15 protein-coding genes are annotated in these 17,105 nt (G+C 50.6%); 6 read left to right on the plus strand and 9 right to left on the minus strand.

Going from position 1 to position 17,105, the window contains the following annotated elements:
* Window positions 1–55: 55 nt before the first annotated feature.
* From JW984_14905 to pseB, 4 genes are all read right to left on the minus strand, one after another.
* On the minus strand, window positions 56–982 hold the full coding sequence (locus JW984_14905; protein ID MBN1574484.1) for a methyltransferase domain-containing protein: 927 nt from the start codon (window positions 980–982) through the stop codon (window positions 56–58).
* A 66-nt stretch (window positions 983–1,048) separates the two neighbouring features.
* Window positions 1,049–2,107: a UDP-2,4-diacetamido-2,4,6-trideoxy-beta-L-altropyranose hydrolase gene (gene pseG / locus JW984_14910; GenBank protein ID MBN1574485.1), complete on the minus strand. Its 1,059-nt coding sequence runs from the start codon at window positions 2,105–2,107 to the stop codon at window positions 1,049–1,051.
* A 24-nt stretch (window positions 2,108–2,131) separates the two neighbouring features.
* Complete coding sequence (gene pseC / locus JW984_14915; protein ID MBN1574486.1) at window positions 2,132–3,274, minus strand: UDP-4-amino-4,6-dideoxy-N-acetyl-beta-L-altrosamine transaminase; 1,143 nt, start codon at window positions 3,272–3,274, stop codon at window positions 2,132–2,134.
* Window positions 3,267–4,274, minus strand: a complete 1,008-nt coding sequence (gene pseB / locus JW984_14920) for a UDP-N-acetylglucosamine 4,6-dehydratase (inverting) (GenBank protein ID MBN1574487.1) — start codon at window positions 4,272–4,274, stop codon at window positions 3,267–3,269. The genes pseC and pseB overlap by 8 nt, the downstream gene beginning before the upstream one ends.
* Window positions 4,275–4,592: 318 nt before the next feature.
* On the opposite strand from pseB, the gene JW984_14925 reads away from it, so the two are divergent.
* A complete protein-coding gene (locus JW984_14925; GenBank protein MBN1574488.1) occupies window positions 4,593–5,345 on the plus strand; it encodes a class I SAM-dependent methyltransferase in 753 nt (250 codons plus the stop codon).
* Window positions 5,346–5,739: 394 nt separating this feature from the next.
* On the opposite strand, the gene JW984_14930 is transcribed toward JW984_14925, so the two are convergent.
* The 3 genes from JW984_14930 to JW984_14940 form a co-directional block, all read right to left on the minus strand.
* Window positions 5,740–6,432 (minus strand): M23 family metallopeptidase, encoded by a 693-nt coding sequence (locus JW984_14930; GenBank protein MBN1574489.1) that lies wholly within the window; start codon window positions 6,430–6,432, stop codon window positions 5,740–5,742.
* A gap of 120 nt (window positions 6,433–6,552) precedes the next feature.
* Window positions 6,553–7,893: an FAD-dependent oxidoreductase gene (locus tag JW984_14935; GenBank protein MBN1574490.1), complete on the minus strand. Its 1,341-nt coding sequence runs from the start codon at window positions 7,891–7,893 to the stop codon at window positions 6,553–6,555.
* A 12-nt stretch (window positions 7,894–7,905) separates the two neighbouring features.
* Window positions 7,906–8,961, minus strand: coding sequence for a succinylglutamate desuccinylase/aspartoacylase family protein (locus JW984_14940; protein MBN1574491.1), 1,056 nt, complete (start codon window positions 8,959–8,961; stop codon window positions 7,906–7,908).
* 249 nt (window positions 8,962–9,210) lie between these two features.
* Between JW984_14940 and JW984_14945 the strand changes: the two genes are divergently transcribed.
* From JW984_14945 to JW984_14965, 5 genes are all read left to right on the plus strand, one after another.
* Window positions 9,211–10,281 (plus strand): Gfo/Idh/MocA family oxidoreductase, encoded by a 1,071-nt coding sequence (locus tag JW984_14945; GenBank protein MBN1574492.1) that lies wholly within the window; start codon window positions 9,211–9,213, stop codon window positions 10,279–10,281.
* 148 nt (window positions 10,282–10,429) lie between these two features.
* Window positions 10,430–11,503: a DUF362 domain-containing protein gene (locus JW984_14950; GenBank protein ID MBN1574493.1), complete on the plus strand. Its 1,074-nt coding sequence runs from the start codon at window positions 10,430–10,432 to the stop codon at window positions 11,501–11,503.
* A 117-nt stretch (window positions 11,504–11,620) separates the two neighbouring features.
* Window positions 11,621–12,166 (plus strand): CvpA family protein, encoded by a 546-nt coding sequence (locus JW984_14955; protein ID MBN1574494.1) that lies wholly within the window; start codon window positions 11,621–11,623, stop codon window positions 12,164–12,166.
* 54 nt (window positions 12,167–12,220) lie between these two features.
* Complete coding sequence (locus JW984_14960) at window positions 12,221–14,608, plus strand: penicillin acylase family protein (protein MBN1574495.1); 2,388 nt, start codon at window positions 12,221–12,223, stop codon at window positions 14,606–14,608.
* 156 nt (window positions 14,609–14,764) lie between these two features.
* Window positions 14,765–15,670: an aminotransferase class IV gene (locus tag JW984_14965; GenBank protein ID MBN1574496.1), complete on the plus strand. Its 906-nt coding sequence runs from the start codon at window positions 14,765–14,767 to the stop codon at window positions 15,668–15,670.
* Window positions 15,671–15,734: 64 nt separating this feature from the next.
* On the opposite strand, the gene JW984_14970 is transcribed toward JW984_14965, so the two are convergent.
* On the minus strand, window positions 15,735–16,670 hold the full coding sequence (locus tag JW984_14970; protein ID MBN1574497.1) for a DUF4268 domain-containing protein: 936 nt from the start codon (window positions 16,668–16,670) through the stop codon (window positions 15,735–15,737).
* 61 nt (window positions 16,671–16,731) lie between these two features.
* Window positions 16,732–16,905, minus strand: coding sequence for a type II toxin-antitoxin system HicB family antitoxin (locus JW984_14975; protein MBN1574498.1), 174 nt, complete (start codon window positions 16,903–16,905; stop codon window positions 16,732–16,734).
* Between the last annotated feature and the right edge of the window lie 200 nt (window positions 16,906–17,105).

Consider the following 17,105-nt stretch of genomic DNA (forward strand, 5'->3'; position numbering starts at 1 on the left):
ACGAAAGTTGACGTCACCGATAAGTCCCTTTTACTGCCAAGTCCTTATTCCCGCTTCATTCCGAAATCTGTGCAAAAAAGGTAATATTACGGCCCAGTTCCGAGCTAACTATTTTCCTGTAGAAAGACCTTCGAAGATCACCCGGAAGCGACATCTCGAAATCTTTCCTCTTTTTATGGCACATTTTCCCTAAACTTCTATCCTTGACGTAATTATAACCCAACAGGAGAAATAGTTCCATCGGAAAGTCCGCCAGTCTTTCGAGAACGACAAATCCCAATTTCTGCAGGAATGAATTAAGGGTGTCGATATTAAAATAGTTGACATGATCCGGAATGGCGACCCACCAGCGATCTTCATGGATGACTTTCGTCGCCAGCTCTTGAATAAGGGAGAAATCATTGGGGACCTTGATACAAACGATACCTTTTTTCGGTTTCAGTAAGGACTTTACCATGTTTAAAAATTCATCGGGATGGGGAACATGTTCGAGAACGTTCATAAGGAGTATTGCGTCAAAAATCCCTTTAAAGTTTCCATGTTCTTTTACAAATTCATCGAAAAAGCAATTATATATGACCAGCTTCCCTTGTGTCCCGTAATGTTCGGTCGCCTCCGCGGACGGCTCAATCCCCATTGCATCCCAACCCTTATCGACCATGAAGCTCAACAGGTCCCCCGTACCGCATCCCACCTCCAAAATCCTCCTGGAGTCTTCTCCCGGCAAAAGGTCTCTCAGTATATGATCGATATCGCTGTAAAAGGTTTTTTGAAGCCATTCGACCTCGCTTTTTGTCTCATCGCTGCGTTCATGCAGGCGTTTTATCGATTCAGCACCCTCTCCTTTCTTTATGAGATCGTAATAGCTGCTTTTATAATAGTCGGCCAGATATTCCTTTGTGGGGACAGGGTCTATTCTCATATACCCGTATTCAGGATCTTTAATAACGCTGTATTTGCCCTTCTCAAAATTGGAACTCACTTTTTTCTCCAATCAAGACTTACCGTGTACTTTCTGTTCTTATACATAGTGATATAATTATACAAATTATATAGGAGCTTTTTTTGATACAAGAGCGGATATTACCCTTTTTACTCCATCTCCATCGACAAGCTTGTTGCCGTTTTTTTTCATAGACAAACGATCCTCGTAGCTATTTAATAAACTATATACTGATTCCGCGATTTCTTGAGGAACAACCCGACTGCAAAATCCCAAGCTTATTCCCGCGCCCTTTTCGGAAACTCCAAGTGCCGCCCCTCTCTGATTATCGACAAGCACAACGATAATGGCCGGGAGTCCCATGAACGCCAGCTCCCAGACCGTGCTTCCGCCGGCCGATATCGCCAAGTCCGCCCATGCCATAAGTTCCGGCATGTTGGTTACATTCCTCTCAAGCCTTATAGAGAAAGGGGCGCCGGTGACTCTTGACTTTAAGTCCTCATAGTGGGGATTCTCTCCCCCAATCACGACCATAGCTTCAATGTCCCTCAATTTCAGCAGCGACAGGGCTTCCAGTACCTTCATCGTACAGTTGTCGGGATCGCTTCCCCCCATGGTGATCAATATCTTTTTCGCAACCTCCGGGATCTCCCGCCCATATCCCCGCCGTTTAAGAAACTCCCTCCTCAGGAGAACATAATCCGTGCCGAGGAGGAGCACCGTGTACGGCTCCCTTTTCTTATATAATTCCTCATGGGCCTGGATATTCTGATTCAATACGATGTCGGCATAATAGTGATCGGCGTGACCGTAGTCATCCAAAAAAAGGAGCCTTTGTCCCGTCTCCTTTATTATCCTCTGATAACGAGCGTCGAATCGATATCCGTCAACCACGATCCAGTCGGCCCCGCTTGCCCTCGCGAAATCGGCCGTTTTGACCGCGTCTTTGTCTCCCCCCGGGTCGGCAGAGATAACCTCCACCTCCATTCCCTCCCCTCTCCACCTTTCTCTTACGCTCGCCGTCTCTTCCCCCAGGAGGAGGACGACCCTCCCGCCCCTGTCCTGCCATCCCTGGGCCAGGGCGAGGCAGCGCATGACGTGTCCCGAGCCGATTCTGGTGTTGCCGTCAGCGCGGATAACAAGCGTTTGACCCGATAGATCCATCGAAGATATTTCTAAAATTTACAATCAAGCCGCGCCCTCTATTACCTCGGAGATCACCCTCTCCACGTCCCCGTCGCTCATGGAGGGGAAGATGGGAAGCGAGATGATCCGCTCGTAGGCGTCTTCACTAACGGGGCAGAGTCCCTTCCCGGTTCCGAGATTATCCCTGTAATAGGGCTGAAGGTGAACGGGAATGTAGTGTACGTTGACGCCGATCCCCCTGGATCTGAGCCCGGTAAATATCTCCTCTCTTCCTTTTTTCAGTAGATCGAGGTTCAAAAGGATTACGTACAGGTGATATGAGTGGGAGACATCGGGTCTTACGGCTAGCGGTTTGAAATTGGACTGCTCACTAAAGGCCTCGTCGTATCTTTTGGCGATCTCCCGTCTCTTTTTTACCCAGCCGTCCAATTTTTTCAGCTGGCTTAGTCCAAGGGCGCACTGAAAATCCGTTATCCTGTAGTTGTATCCCAGGCCGACCATCTCGTATATCCAGGTGCCCTTCTCGGAGCGCTCTTTCTGGTCCGTGTCGATCCCGTGGTTTCTGAATATCCTCATCCTCTCGGCGAATTCAAGATTGTCCGTCGTTACCATGCCCCCCTCGCCGGTTGTGATATGTTTTACGGGATGAAAGCTGAACGCGGTCAGGTCCGCGATGCTCCCCACGCTGCGGTCCTTATATGAGGCCCCGAGGGCGTGGCAGGAATCCCCGACGAGTACAAGCCCGTGACGATTCGTTATCTCTTGAACGGCGTCATAGTTACAGGGCTGCCCGGCATAATCGACGCAGACAACGGCCCTGGTCTTTGGAGTTATCTTTTCTTCGATTTGAGCGGGATCGATAAGGAGGGTATCCTTCTCGACGTCGGCGAAGACGGGCATTCCCTTTTGATATACAACCGTGTTGGCTGTTGCAAGAAAGGTCATCGGGGGCACGATCACCTCGTCGCCGGCCTCGATCCCTATTGCGTACATGGTGGCGTGGAGGGCCGCTGTTCCGCTGGAGAAGGCCACGGCGTGTCTTGCCCCGACTTTTTTTGCAAATTCGTTCTCGAAGGTCCCGATCATCGGGCCGGTCGTCAGCCAATCGGAGCGGAGCACCTCCTCGACGGATTGGATATCGTCCTCGTCGATAGATTGCCTTCCATAAGGGATATACTTATTCAATACCGTGCTCCAGGCAGTATTCTTTTACAAGTTCCTTGATATCCTCGATTGAAAGCCATTCCGTGTTCTTTCCGCTGGAATAGTAAAAACCTTCCGGACAGCGTTTTCCACCGGCCTTTTTTAATGCCTCTTTATTGGTCCACCAATCGAAATTTGGTTGAATTATAAAGAAATCGTCATACTCCATGGTGTTTCGGGCGTCGTCCTTTGTAATCATGAGCTCGTGCAACTTTTCTCCTGGCCTGATCCCGACTATCGAGGTCCTTGCATCGGGGGCGATGGCCTTTACAATATCGATGATTCTATAGCTGGGGATCTTGGGAACGAATAATTCACCGCCGTACATTATATCAAGGCAATTGAGGACGAAGTCCACGCTCTCCTGCAGAGTAATTGAAAAGCGGGTCATCTTCTCATCGGTCACAGGTAAAACGCCGGTCTTCTTTCTCTCCAAGAAATATGGGATTACCGAGCCGCGACTTCCCACTACGTTTCCATACCGTACGACGGAGAAGATGGTCCCCGAATCTCCGCTCATAGCGTTTCCCGCGACAAAGAGTTTATCGGAGCATAATTTAGTGGCGCCATACAGATTTATGGGATTGGCAGCCTTATCGGTGGAGAGGGCGATAACCTTCTTGACCTTTTGATTTATGGCCGCCCGTATGACATTCTGCCCGCCGAGGACGTTTGTCTTCACCGCCTCAAAAGGATTGTATTCGGCGGTGGGAATCTGCTTTAGTGCGGCGGCATGAACAACATAGTCCACTCCGTGAAATGCCTCGTACAACCGCTCCTGATCCCTGACGTCCCCTATAAAAAAGCGTAGAAACTTATATTTACCGTTGTCAAGCTCGTGGCTCATATCGAATTGCTTGAGCTCGTCTCTTGAGAAGATGATGAGCTTTTTGGGTTTGTATCTTTCAATTACGGTTTTGACGAACTTTTTGCCGAATGAGCCGGTGCCGCCGGTGATTAATACTGTTTTATCGTTAAACATAATCCCTTTTTTACTCACATTAAAGGAAACAAATTATACATCGTCTTTTTTACTTAATCAAGCACTTTGTAAATTTTATACTTGGGGTGCAGGTGGGGGTCTCCCATAATATATATTGTGCGGTTAAAAAATATGGGAATCTACACAAAGACTTGACAACATCGTCCTTTTTGATATTGTATGAACCTGATAATGAGAAGATAGGGGGCGTCGTGTAAGATCAAGGTAAACTGCCCCTCCGTTTATAATGGATCGCTCATAACGAAATTCCCATGTAAGGGCCGGATTTTTCCCCTGACAGATAACAGGAGATGACAGTTGGCAAAAGATAATGATATAAGAGAGAAATATGAATTATTAAGAAGTAGTGTTTATCGACCTTACTCGTTAAAAGGCTATGACCACTTCAAATACAGGATAGATGAAGCTCTGAAGGATATCAGTCCCGTCGGGATGTCCATACTTGATGTAGGGTGCGGGATCGGTCACCTTACGACGTATCTGGCGCTGATGGGCGCCGACAAGATAGTCGGGTTGGAGCCGATGTTGTCGGGATCTGCAGATAACAGCTTTTTGATCTTTAAACGTAGCATCGAGGAGCTGGAGCTTTCAAACTGCGTTGCAATAAACGGCACCTTTCAGGAATTCAATTCAAAACCTCACGAGTTTGACATCCTCATTTCCTACAATTCTATAAACCACCTGGACGATGATAGGTGCAGAAAGCTCCACTATGACAGTGAGTCTTGGGGGCATTATCTCGGGATGATGAAAAAGGCGTATACTATGCTCAATTCGAGGGGCGTTTTTGTGATTGCCGATTGCTCTCGTACTAATATCTATTCCAAACTCGGCAAGCTCGGCATTAAAAATCCCTTTATGTCGGATATAAACTGGGAAATTCACCAGCATCCGAGAACGTGGAAGCTCCTTCTTAAAGAAGCTGGATTCACCCGCATACGATATTGGTGGAATACCCCATATCAATTAAGAGGGATTAAATTTCTACTTTCAAATCGGTTCTTTTCGTACCTTACTACCTCGAATTTCGTCATTCACGCCTTTGTGTGACATGACATCTTTTCCCCTTTGCTTTTGAGCTCTTGAATTATCGCAAAATCTTGCTGTTAGATCGCAGCTTGGAATTGAGATTGATGATGCACTGTTTTTTAGTCTCTACCTTTATTGGGGGCCAGGCCGAGAAATCAACGTTAATACTAAGTGGCAATGAGGCGATAAGAGAATAAGATTTACTCTAATAGGTTAATGGAGAGCATTATAGGATTGACAAAAATGCGCTCTTCATCCCACAAAAACTCTTCTGCATTATAAGAGCGCTTAAAATTCAGGATCAAAAAAACATGTTAGGATAAAAGCGTCCGGCAGGCTGTGGGTTGTTCGATAGAGTCCCAAGTTCCAATAGTATGTTGGTGATGTTTCTAATATAAGTGATTGTACCGAATTCTCACGGGAGAAAGAAGAGGGGATTCCTCTGGGTACCGTCGTATAGTACCTCGAAGTGGCAGTGGGGGCCCGTGCACCTTCCCGTACATCCCACCTCGCCTATCACCTCCCCGACCTTTACCCTTTTTCCCTCCTCAACCATGGTCTTTCTCATGTGGGCGTAAACCGTAGTATAATGCTCGTCGTGTCTTATCTCGACGGTGATCCCGTAGCCTCCCCTCCTCCCTACAAAGACAACGTCTCCGGGTCCCGCCGCAACGATCGACGTCCCGCTGGGGGCGGAGATGTCTATTCCCCAGTGAAACCTGCCCCACCGGGGGCCGAAGAGGGAGAACACCATGCCGTTGACGGGCCATATGAAGAGGCCCCTCTTTACCTTTGCGGCAAGCTCATCCGGCGTCGGGGGCGGAATCTCCAGGACCTTTCTCGCCCCCGGGATAAAGATCTTATCCCCGCTCTCTATGTCGTCGGGATTATAGATCTGGTTGTATTCGGCAATTGTCTTTGGATCGACCTTGTAAACACTGCTTATTCTCCACAGATCTTCTCCGGGAGAAACGGTATGATAAACGCCCTTTTGCTGCGGTACGAGCGTCATCAGGGTTTCACATCCCGGAAGAAGAAGCAGCATGGAGATCAGTATGGCGCCGCTCTTCAGTAATAGAAGTCGATGAGACCTGTTAAATAAAATCATAGCTAAATCAATAAGGGGGCCGACCCCCATCCCTTAGGGTATCGGAGATTTTTTCTCCTCCCACCCGTCGGTTTTCTTTGCAGTTAAAGAAGATAAAATAAAGTCTATTGGTCAATCGGGCTAATCGAGCCTTGCCCCGTCCCTCTTCAAATCCGTTATCAACTCCTCGACGTCGATATCCCGTGTCCTTGCGCCCGATCTCAGTATTATCCGGGTCGCCGCCCCCGCTGCCTGGCCGCACGCCATGCACACCCCCATTACTCTCGCCGATGCCAGCGCCCCGTGATCCATCGAGATTGCCCTGCCTGTGACCAAGAGGTTTACGATCCTCTTTGGGACAAGGGAGCGGTACGGTACGCCGTAATACAATCCCTCGTCAAGGAAAACAAGCTCCGGCTCCGTCATCCCCTCCTCCCACTTCTCCAGCGGCCAGGAGCTGAAGCATATCGAGTCGTCGAACTTCCTGCCGGAAAGCACATCGTCCTCGGTCAATATATACTCCCCGACGATCCTCCTCGTCTCCCTTATGCCCAGCTGAACGGCGGTGTCCGCGAGAAAGGCGTTCTCGAACCCGGGAACCTCCTTTTTGAGAAACTCCACCGCGACCTCCGCATCGGCCCTACCCTTGAGCTCCCCGTAGGTCAGGTCGGACACCAGGCTCCCGTCAAGCGCCCTGCCGTCTTTGGTAAGGGCCGAGATCTTCACAATCGCCTCTCCGGGCCTGAAGGTTGGGATTATAAGGCCTTGGCTTACGGTCAGGGAGTATTTCCCGGTCGAAACCGCGTCCCTGATCCTGTCGTTCAAAACGGCCATCCCCTCCTGCTGGTAGCGAACCAGATCCATCCCCTGGGCGAAAAACATCATGGTGGGCGTCATGACCGCCCCGCCTCCCTTGTCGTCCCCCTTCTTTATCTCTACGCCGGAGGCCAGGGCCAAAACGGCGTCCCCCGTTGCGTCGATGTAAATCTTTCCGCGTACCCCGAAGAGCCCTTCGGGGCTTGCCACCACAAGCCCTTTTATCTCGTCACCGCTCACAATCACGTCCGCCGCGTATGAGTGAAGCATCAGTTTGATTTTCGGCTCGTCCCCTATAAGTTTGTCACAGAGGCGCTTCATGTGCCAGGGATTGTATATCAGGGCGGTAAAGCTCTCCCTTATAAAGGGGCCGAAGGCGCCCCCCATGGCGGTCAGCTTCTCCGCTATCTCCTTTGCCGTCCCCTCTATGATGAACTCGATCTTGTCCGGGTGATGGAGGTACATGCCGCAGATTGTTCCCACGGCCCCCGCCGTCGCCATCCCGCCCAGAAAGCCGTATCTTTCAATCAGTATAACGGAAAGGCCCCGACGCGCCGCAGCCAACGCCGCAGCGAAGCCGGAGGGTCCGCCGCCGGCAACGACCACGTCGGCCTCCATTGAAATGGGGATATCCCTTTCCGGAATTGACAGGCTCTTTTTAGACATGTCGTCATCCTTTTAATTAAGCTCTTTCATCAGGGCGATGAGATACTCGTTCTCCTTCGATTTTGAGTTCGGGAGCGCAGGTGATTCCACGAGGTGTTTTTTCATATCGTCTCTGTCAAAATCGATGACCATGGTGACCCTCGTGCCGGATCGAACTATCGGCTGATTCGTCAGTCCAGTGACGACCCCCGACAAGGGCGACGTGAGGTCGTGGTTCTCAAAGCTCGTGGGATCGATAATGTCCCCGATGTTTTCCCCTCTCTTGACAAATTGGCCGAGGTTTATGGCCGGCTTGAATATCCCACCGATGGGGCTTCTCACCCAGGGCCTGTTGGATGCCAGCACGATCTGATGAGACGGTATCTCCGCCGTCCCTTCAAGCATCCCGAGGACGTACATGACGTTCTTTACGGCCGTTGTTCCAACGTCCACGTTGTTTCGGGTGATCTTCCCGGCGGCCCCGATCTCGATCGTCGTGCAGGGCACGCCGATCCTGAACGCCTCCGTCTGGAGCATCCCCTTCAGCGTGGGGCCGTTCCAGACCGCGTTGATCCCCGTGGAAACAACAAGATCAAGATACTCCCTGGATGGATTTTCCACCCTCACCCTTATGTGGGGGATAAGCTCGTCAGGGAACTCGGCGGAGTGGAGATCGATGATGTAATTTGCCTCCTTTACGAAGATGTCAAAGAAGCTGTGGGCGATCCTCTCGGTCATCGTTCCGTCCGGATTCCCTGGGAATACCCTGTTCATATCTACGTTGTCGTACGGATCCCAACGAAGCCCGGAGTTAAAAGCCATTGGGTTGACTATGGGAACGGCAAGGACGTTTCCGCTCAGCTTCTTCGGGTCGATGTAGTCCACCATCTCCCTCAACACCTCTACGCCCACCACCTCGTTTCCGTGTACGGCGGCGTTTATAAGAAGCGTGGGGCCTTCCTTTGTCCCCCAGACCGCGAAATAGTTCAGGCGGATCTCCTGGCGGTCGGCGCTCTCGGCGATCGTCAGGTGCCCGGATACCTTCTTTCCCCTTTTCGCCTTGTCCTTCAGCTTCGATCCCTTTGACACGGCCTTTTTACCCCCTTCTCTCCCAAAACTAAACCAAGAGAAAAATGTTAATACATTTACTGGCTAATTTCAAGTAAAATTAAAATAAACTTTTCTAATAAATATATCGGGCGAAATGATACAAAAACGGTTTTTATTGGAAAGTTTCAATTAGTCTCCATAACGACAATAAAGACTTGACTTATATTAGAGATGATTTGTATGATTACGCTTCAGGTATTTTATAAGCTTTTTTTAGGGTAAAAAACCATGGCAGGAGAGAAAGACAAGTTGAGGTTTGCGATTGTGGGGTGCGGGAGGATCAGCGACCTGCACGCCCGCGCCTACGAAGGGAGCGACGACGCTGAGATCTTCGCCGTCTGCGACGTCAATGAGGATGTCGCAAAAAGGAGAGGGGAAGAGTGGGGAGCGAAGAAGGTCTACACGGACTACGAAAAGCTGTTGAAGGACGACGAGATCGACGCGGTCGAGCTTTTGGTTCCCCACGGTCTTCACATGCCGATGACGGTGGCGGCGGCCCAGGCCAAAAAGAATATCAGCGTCCAGAAGCCTATGGCCACAAGCGTGGCCGATGCGAAGAAGATGGTTGAGGCCGCAAAAGAAGAGGGGGTCGTCTTAAAGGTGTTTGAGAACTTCGTTTTCTATCCTCCTTACGTGAAGGCCAGGGAGCTGGTGGAGTCGGGAGCGATCGGAAAGCTGATCACCGTCAGGATGAGCATGACGACCGGCAGGGGCGGCTGGGATATCCCGGGGGAGGCCTGGCTCTGGCGGTTGGACAAGGTAAAGGGGGGCGGCGGGCTTCATGTATTCGACGACGGGTACCACAAGTTCTCCCAGGCCTACGACATCGGCGGCGAGGTGGAGAAGGTCTACGCGTGGATAGACTACACAAACAACATCGTAGACTCACCCTCTTTCATAATGTGGAAATACAAGGAAGGCGAGCGCGCCCGCTACGGCCAGTACGACCTGACCCATGCATACGACATGCATATAAGGTCTGCTTACTACGGCACGGACGACAGGGTTGAGCTTGTGGGCAGCGAGGGGATTATATTTATAAATGGCTGCACCGGTGATATGCTGTGCGAGCCCCCGCTAGTCCTCTATAGGGACGGCGAGACCCGGGCCTTTCACAGCATAATATACGACTGGGGCCAGGCCTTCGTCGACAGCGGCAGGCACTTTTTCAAATGCCTGAAGGACGGCGGGGATCCGATCCTCTCCGGGGAGGTGGGGGTCAAGGTGACCCAGTTCACGCTCGCCGCCGAGCTCTCCCACGCCGAGGGAAGGGAGATAAAGCCTGAGGATGTGCCTTGATGGAGCGATTCCAACAGTATCTGGAAGGGATCCGCATGAAAACGTAAATCTACAATCCCTTGGGCTGTAGAATTCCTTTGACACCGCCCCAAATCTGTTATATAGATAAGTAATCAAAATAATTGTATAAACGGGGGAGTTTTGCGTCATGAGGGAAATCGATATAGCCGTGGTCAAGATACCAAAGGAGAAAAAGGACAACGCGGACTTTTTTAAAGAGAAATTTGCAAAGCTGATCGATATCGCCGGCGGGATAGACTTCGTAAATAAAGGGGACTCGGTCCTTGTCAAGGTATCCCTGAACTCCGACAGAAAGTATCCTGCCACGACAAGCCCCGACACTCTAAGTGCGCTGATCGAGCTTTTGATAAAGAGATCGCCGTCGGCAATCTACGTAGGGGACAAGTCGGCGTTCTTCAGGAAGACTAAAAAGATATTCAAGAATACGGGATTTGAAGAGCTTATAGCCGCTTATGCAAAAAAAGTGGAAAAGGATACCGGCACGAAGGTCAGGCTCATCGACTTTGACGACTGTATCTACAGGGACCGCTACTTCCCCAAAGACATCAAGGACAAGTGGGAGCTCCAGCGCACAAGACACATGATCAGGGCGCCCAAGATGCTCTTTGAGGAGGACCCGTTTCTTAAGGGAAAGGGGCTTCCCGCAAAGGTCGACCACATCATCGTGCTGGGGACGGTCAAGACCCACTTCCTGGGGAGATTCACCCTGGGAATGAAGAGCTACGTCGGTTTCCTCGACAACGAGAGCCGTTGTCTTTTTCACAACATTCCCCACAAGAACTGCTACAGGCTTAAAAAAATCGCCCCCTTCGACAGGGTGAGTCTCCAGAACCGGGTTCCGGAGCTCCTTACCGTTATTCCCCTCCCGAAGCTCGTGATCCTCGACGGACGGGAGCTTATCATCAGGGGCGGGCCTGACTCCAACAACAGGATTCAGCCGCTCCCCTCCTTTGTCCCGAATCCCTACACCGGCGTGATGATGGCCGGAACTGATATTGTGGCGGTGGACGCCGCGGGCGTGGCGCTTTTGAAAACGCAGAAGAGAGTGGCAAAGGAGCTAAAACGGTTTTCCATCTGGGAGATGCCCACATTTGTCAGAGCCGAAGAGCTGAAATTGGGGGCAAACCGCGCCGACAAGATCGTGCTCCATACGGATTCAAAGGAGGAGAAATTCGAGCGGATAGCCTGGTTCCTCCAGTAAGGTTGTCCGCCCGACGGTTGGAGCAAGAAGAATTTAAAGAAGAAGATTTGTTGAATAGTCTGTTGGTTTTCACTCCGGCTGAATTCTCTCAAATTCTACAATTAGGCTTTTTTCTGTATGAACTACCTTGACATCGCGATCATAATTATCCTTGGGGCGAGCGTAATCTACAGCGTCATCAAGGGCTTCATAAGGGATGCCTTCTCGCTATTGGCGGTCATCTTGGGGATCGTGGCGTCCCTCCTCTTTTACCCCACCGGCGCCGAGATGCTCGCCGGATTGATAACCAATCCGCAGATTGCAAACATCGTGAGCTTTGCGGTAATCTTTCTCGCCGTTTCCATAGTCGTATCCCTTTTGGGCATGCTGGTCTCAAGGATGATCAAGACCGCCGACCTCTCCTTTTACGACAGGGTAGCGGGGGGGACCTTCGGCCTCGTGAAGGGTTATATCCTCGTTGCCGTTCTCGTGATAGTCGTGACAACCCTCTTTCCCGCATCGGCCAGAACTTCAAAGATAACTCCCTATGTCGTGAGATCGATAAGGGTTGTGACCGACATCCTCCCCGCCGACTACCAGAGAAAGATCGAGGAGCAGAAGAAAAATCTTGAGAATCTCAACGAACGGACTATCGAGAGGAATGACAGTAAAGTATCCCAGTAGCCTCAAGACAAAATCCATCCTTTAAAGCTTGGTACAAGCAAAAAGGAGTTAAATATGAAGATAGTAAAATACGCCTTTATAGTCGCGGCGGTGTTGATTATTGCAACCGCCGTATTTTTTCAGGTATTTTTTCGCGTCTCGATCCCCAAATACTCAGGGACGCTCGATGTCGAGGGATTGACTGTGGACGTCGAGATAAGGACTGATGAATATGGGGTACCGCACATCTTTGCGGAAAACGAGAGGGACCTCTTCTTCGCCCAGGGGTACATCACCGCGAGGGAGAGGATGTTCCAGATGGACATGACGAGGCTTGCGGGGAGGGGGGAGCTTTCGACCCTCTTCGGCAAGGCCACGGAAGAGATGGACAGGTTCCTCAAAACCGTTGGATTCTACAGGACGGCGAGGCTCGAATACGAGGAGCTGCCCCAGGAGTACAAGGAGGTGGTGATCGCGTACACGAACGGCGTCAACGCATATCTCGACTCCGTAAAACGCCTGCCGAGGGAATACGCCATCTTGAGGGTCAAACCGGAAAAATGGGTTGTGGAAGACACCGTCGTCACCGGGCTCCTGATGGCCTACAGCCTCACCAGGTCGAAGAAGACCGACCTGATCCTCTACCGCATCGGCGAGGCGGCGGGAGAGGATATGCTCGATCTCATCACTCCCTCATTTCCCGACTTTGCCCCACGAGTCTCAAGCCTTGGCGGTCTGGACGGAGAAAACAGGGTCGCCCGATCTCACTTTACTCGATTTAACGGGGGGGAAGAGGGCGTCTCGAATGGAAACCTCCCCTTGATCCCGCCGGAGATTGCTGCCAGCAACTGGATGATCTTCTCCGGTTCAAAAACGACGACCGGCGCCCCGATCTTTACCGGAAGCCCCGACCTGGAGCCGAAGATACCGTCCCTCTTTTACGTCGTGCACCTAAGCGGCGGCGACTATGACGTAATCGGCGGCTCCATCCCGGGGATGCCCGGGGTGAACGTCCTGGGGTTTAACGGGAACATAGCATGGAGCAACGTGAACGGCCGGGTGGACGAGCTGGACTACTTCATCGAAAAGGTAAATCCGAAAAATAAAAATCAATACCTTACCGAAAAGGGTTACGTCGATTTCGGGATAGTAGAGGAGACGCTGAAGATAAAGAAGAAGGGAAAGATAGTTGAGGAGAAGATGAGGATCAAGATATCGAGGCACGGACCCATCATCTCAGATGTCATGAGCCTGGCCCCGGATAACTGCGCCATGATGTGGGTCGGCAACAAACCCTGCGGCATTATTCAGGGCTGTCTCGAGATCTGTAAGGCGGGGGACTTCGACGAGTTCAGAAGGGCCATTAGCCTCATCACGACGCCGACCCTTAACGTCGGCTACGCGGACGCCGAGGGGAACATCGGCTACCAGTACATGGCGTCGCCCCCGATAAGGAAGAAGGGGAACGGGACGGTGCCCGTCCCCGGGTGGACCGGCGAGTACGACTGGGTGGGCAACATCCCCTTCGAGAGACTCCCCTACGACCTGAACCCGAAGAAGGGGTATCTCGGGTCGTTCAACAACGAGCCGAAGAAGACCGACTACCACGTTACAAACTTCTACCTATTTGAGCGGGCGACGCGCTTTGAGGAGATGGCAAAGGGTATTGACAAGATGAGCTTAGATGACGCCCACAAGATACAGCTGGACAGCGTGTCCGTCGTGGCGGAGAGGTGGGTGCCGATCGTTGTCGAGGCCTGCTCCGATAGCGAGGATCTGAAAGACGCCCTAGCCCTCTTTGACGGGTGGAACTTTGCCTCGAAGAAGGACAGCCCCGCAGCAAGCCTCTTCAACTCCTTCTACTACCACATGATGGGAAACACCCTCAGGGACAACGTGGGGGAGGAGGTCTGGGAGGAGCACCTGTCCGGCTACTACATAGTCTACGTGCCGGACCTTTTGATGACAAAGATCGTGAATGACAATGATAATCTCCTTTATGACGACATAGGGACGGAGGGTGTAACGGAGACGAGGAACGACATGGTCGTTAAAAGCATGAAAGACGCCGTCACCGAGCTGACGGAAAGCCTCGGCGCAAATCCGGAAAAGTGGGCCTGGGAGAAGGTCCACAGGATGACCTTCAAGCACCCGATGGGGAGCGGCCTGTCGTTCTTTAACCTGAAGCCGATCCCGACGGACGGCGACGGCTACACCATAAACGCCGGCATGTGGGACAACAAGGACCGCTACGAGATGGTGTCGGGAGGAGTCATCCGTATGATAGTAGATTTCTCCGACGTCGAAAGGTCGACCATAATCTGTCCGCCGGGGCAGTCCGGGCACTTCAAGAGCCCCCACTACGACGACCTGGCGAAGATGTGGGCCGAGGGCGGCCAGATCCCGATGCATTATCTTACGGCCAAGGAGCTTCCGAACCTCCTGATCCTCAAGAAGAAATAGGGAGTGTCTGGAACTGATTTAGGTTTTTCGTGTCAACTTTATCGTGGTAACGTAAAAGTGCTCTTGGAGATTTTAGCGGATGGGAGAGGGGGGTCGAAGGAGATCGGGCGGGATAACAAATAGACAATTTTAGTGATTGAGGATTCAAGGAGCGAGATGAAAGCGTGGTTAAACGGAGAGCTTGTAGGCTGGGACAAGACCAACGTATCCCCCCTGTCCCACAGCTTCAGCAGGGGGTCTGCAATATTCGAGGTCGTCGATATCGTAAAGACCGACAGGGGGCCGGCATTCTTCGGCCTCATGGAGCATATCGAGCGCTTCTTCAGGAGCGCCGACTACACCTTTATGGAGCTGCCGATTGAGAGGGAGGGCCTCATCGAGGCCGTCCTAAAGACGGCAAGGGTGAACAATGTAAAAAGGGGGGCTGCAAAGTTCTTCGCGTACTACTCCCCGATGGAGTTTTCCGTCATCCCGACGAATCCCACGGTCGACATCGTCATCTTCTGCATGGACTACGACCTGTTCAACGTCAAGCAGGAGGAGATCTCGGCGCCGGTGACGGCTGGGGTGTCCAAGCTCAGGAAGTTGAACCCATCAACCGTACCGGTTCACGCAAAGGCGACCGGCAACTATCTCAATCCGTTTCTCGCGAAGATGGAGATGAAGAAAAAAGGATACGACGACGTGATAATGCTCGACGCCAACGGTTTTGTGGCGGAGGGGGCGACGTCGAACGTCTTCTTCGTCAAGGGGAGTGACGTCATGACATCGACCACGACAAACGCGCTGCCCGGCATCACCCGCACCTCCGTCATCGAGCTTTTGACGGACATGGGATACAGGGTTCAGGAGCGAAACATTAAGCCTGAGGAGTTCCCCGGCGTGGACGAGGCGTTCTACACCGGAAGCGTAATAAAGGTCCAGCCGATTATATCGATCGACGGCACCAAGCTTAATAAAGAGTGCCCCGGGCCGGTCACCACAGCTATCTCCTCGAAGATGAAGGAGGTCTTCACGGGCAGGCTGGAGAAGTACAACAAGTGGTTGACGGTGATAGGGTAGTGGGGGGGGTAATTGTTTTAAATTGTGAATTCTGGTTTTCCAAAATATTGTTTGGATAGGTTTACTATTTTACTTGTAGCTTTTTTATATATGGATCGAAAGACTTTTCCAAACGAATCATTGCATCAACTAAATTTTCATATATTTCGGGCCACTTATCCTCATTATCTCTATAACCTCCAAGAAGGATCTTTTTCCTAATACGAGAGGCTTTTCGATCGTCTAATCGTTGCCATTCTAAAGAGCCATTAAACGATTCTTCAATATTTTCTTTTGATTCAAACAGTTTATCAAATATAGCTTTGTTTTCATTTGCTGAATCTTTACCTCTGTCAATATAGAGTTCTACTTGTGAATCATGTTTCGTTATAACATAGTTATAAGATAACCCTCGAACACCAGCGCCTGTAGCTATCCAATTAGATTCACTCGGTGAAATGTTGGCATGAAGCTTGGTTTTTGTGTTAGCATAATCAAGGAGTCTTGTCCAGAAACGATGTCTAATCATGTATCTTTCAGCCATTTCTTTCTTTGTCTCGCCTACTTCTCTTCCCTCCTCACTTGGTCCCACAATCAATGTAAGAAGCGGTGCTGGAGAAGACTCATCAATACAAATTGTTTCAACCTTAAGAAGATAAAAAGATGCCACACTGGATTCGTTCAACCAGGATATGGCATTCACATGTTCAGGTCTTGGATCGGCAACTATCCAAATTGCCGTCTTTGCTCCGATTGCTGTAAGGTAGGTTATAACCTTTCCAAGATGGTCATGATCGCTCTTTTCAAGCTGGTTCTCAATGACAACTGGATTGCCCCTATCATCTTCTGCTACAAGATCGACGCTAAAAGATCCGGCTTCCTTTTCACGCTCAACACTCGTAAGATTAAGATCAAGGATTTCATTCAAAATATCAATATTATCTTCTAGCCATGATGTGAAATCTAATGCTTCATGTTTCCAAACGTCACGTAAGGGTAAACGTTTGATACGACTTATCATTTAGAAACCTCCTCTATATATTTATTCCCTCTTAATACTAATGAAATTTTGTTTTATTTCTTTATTCGTCCTCCACCTCAAGGCACAGCTCAACGGCCTCCCTGATATTGAACAACAGCTCGTCCATCGTCTTGCCCTGGGAATGACAGCCCTTGAGGGCGGGAACGATCCCCACGTAATAGCCGCCTTTACCCCTTTCTATGACCACCTTGTAACTATCTATCCATTTCTCCACTTCCTGTGTCACTCCAATATCGATCGCTTTCGAGAATAATACCCCAAACCCTGACGCAGCGTTCAACAATAGTTAATAGTAGATATACGGCAACATTTTCACAAAAAGCAGCCGCTAGGAGCCTGTCGGAGAAATATTTTTTTGACTCTTAAAGTATGATACTATCTGCTGTATGGAAAAGAAATACAAGGAATGCGATC

The sequence above is a fragment of the Candidatus Zymogenus saltonus genome (genome assembly GCA_016929395.1).
GTDB lineage: Bacteria > Desulfobacterota > Zymogenia > Zymogenales > Zymogenaceae > Zymogenus > Zymogenus saltonus.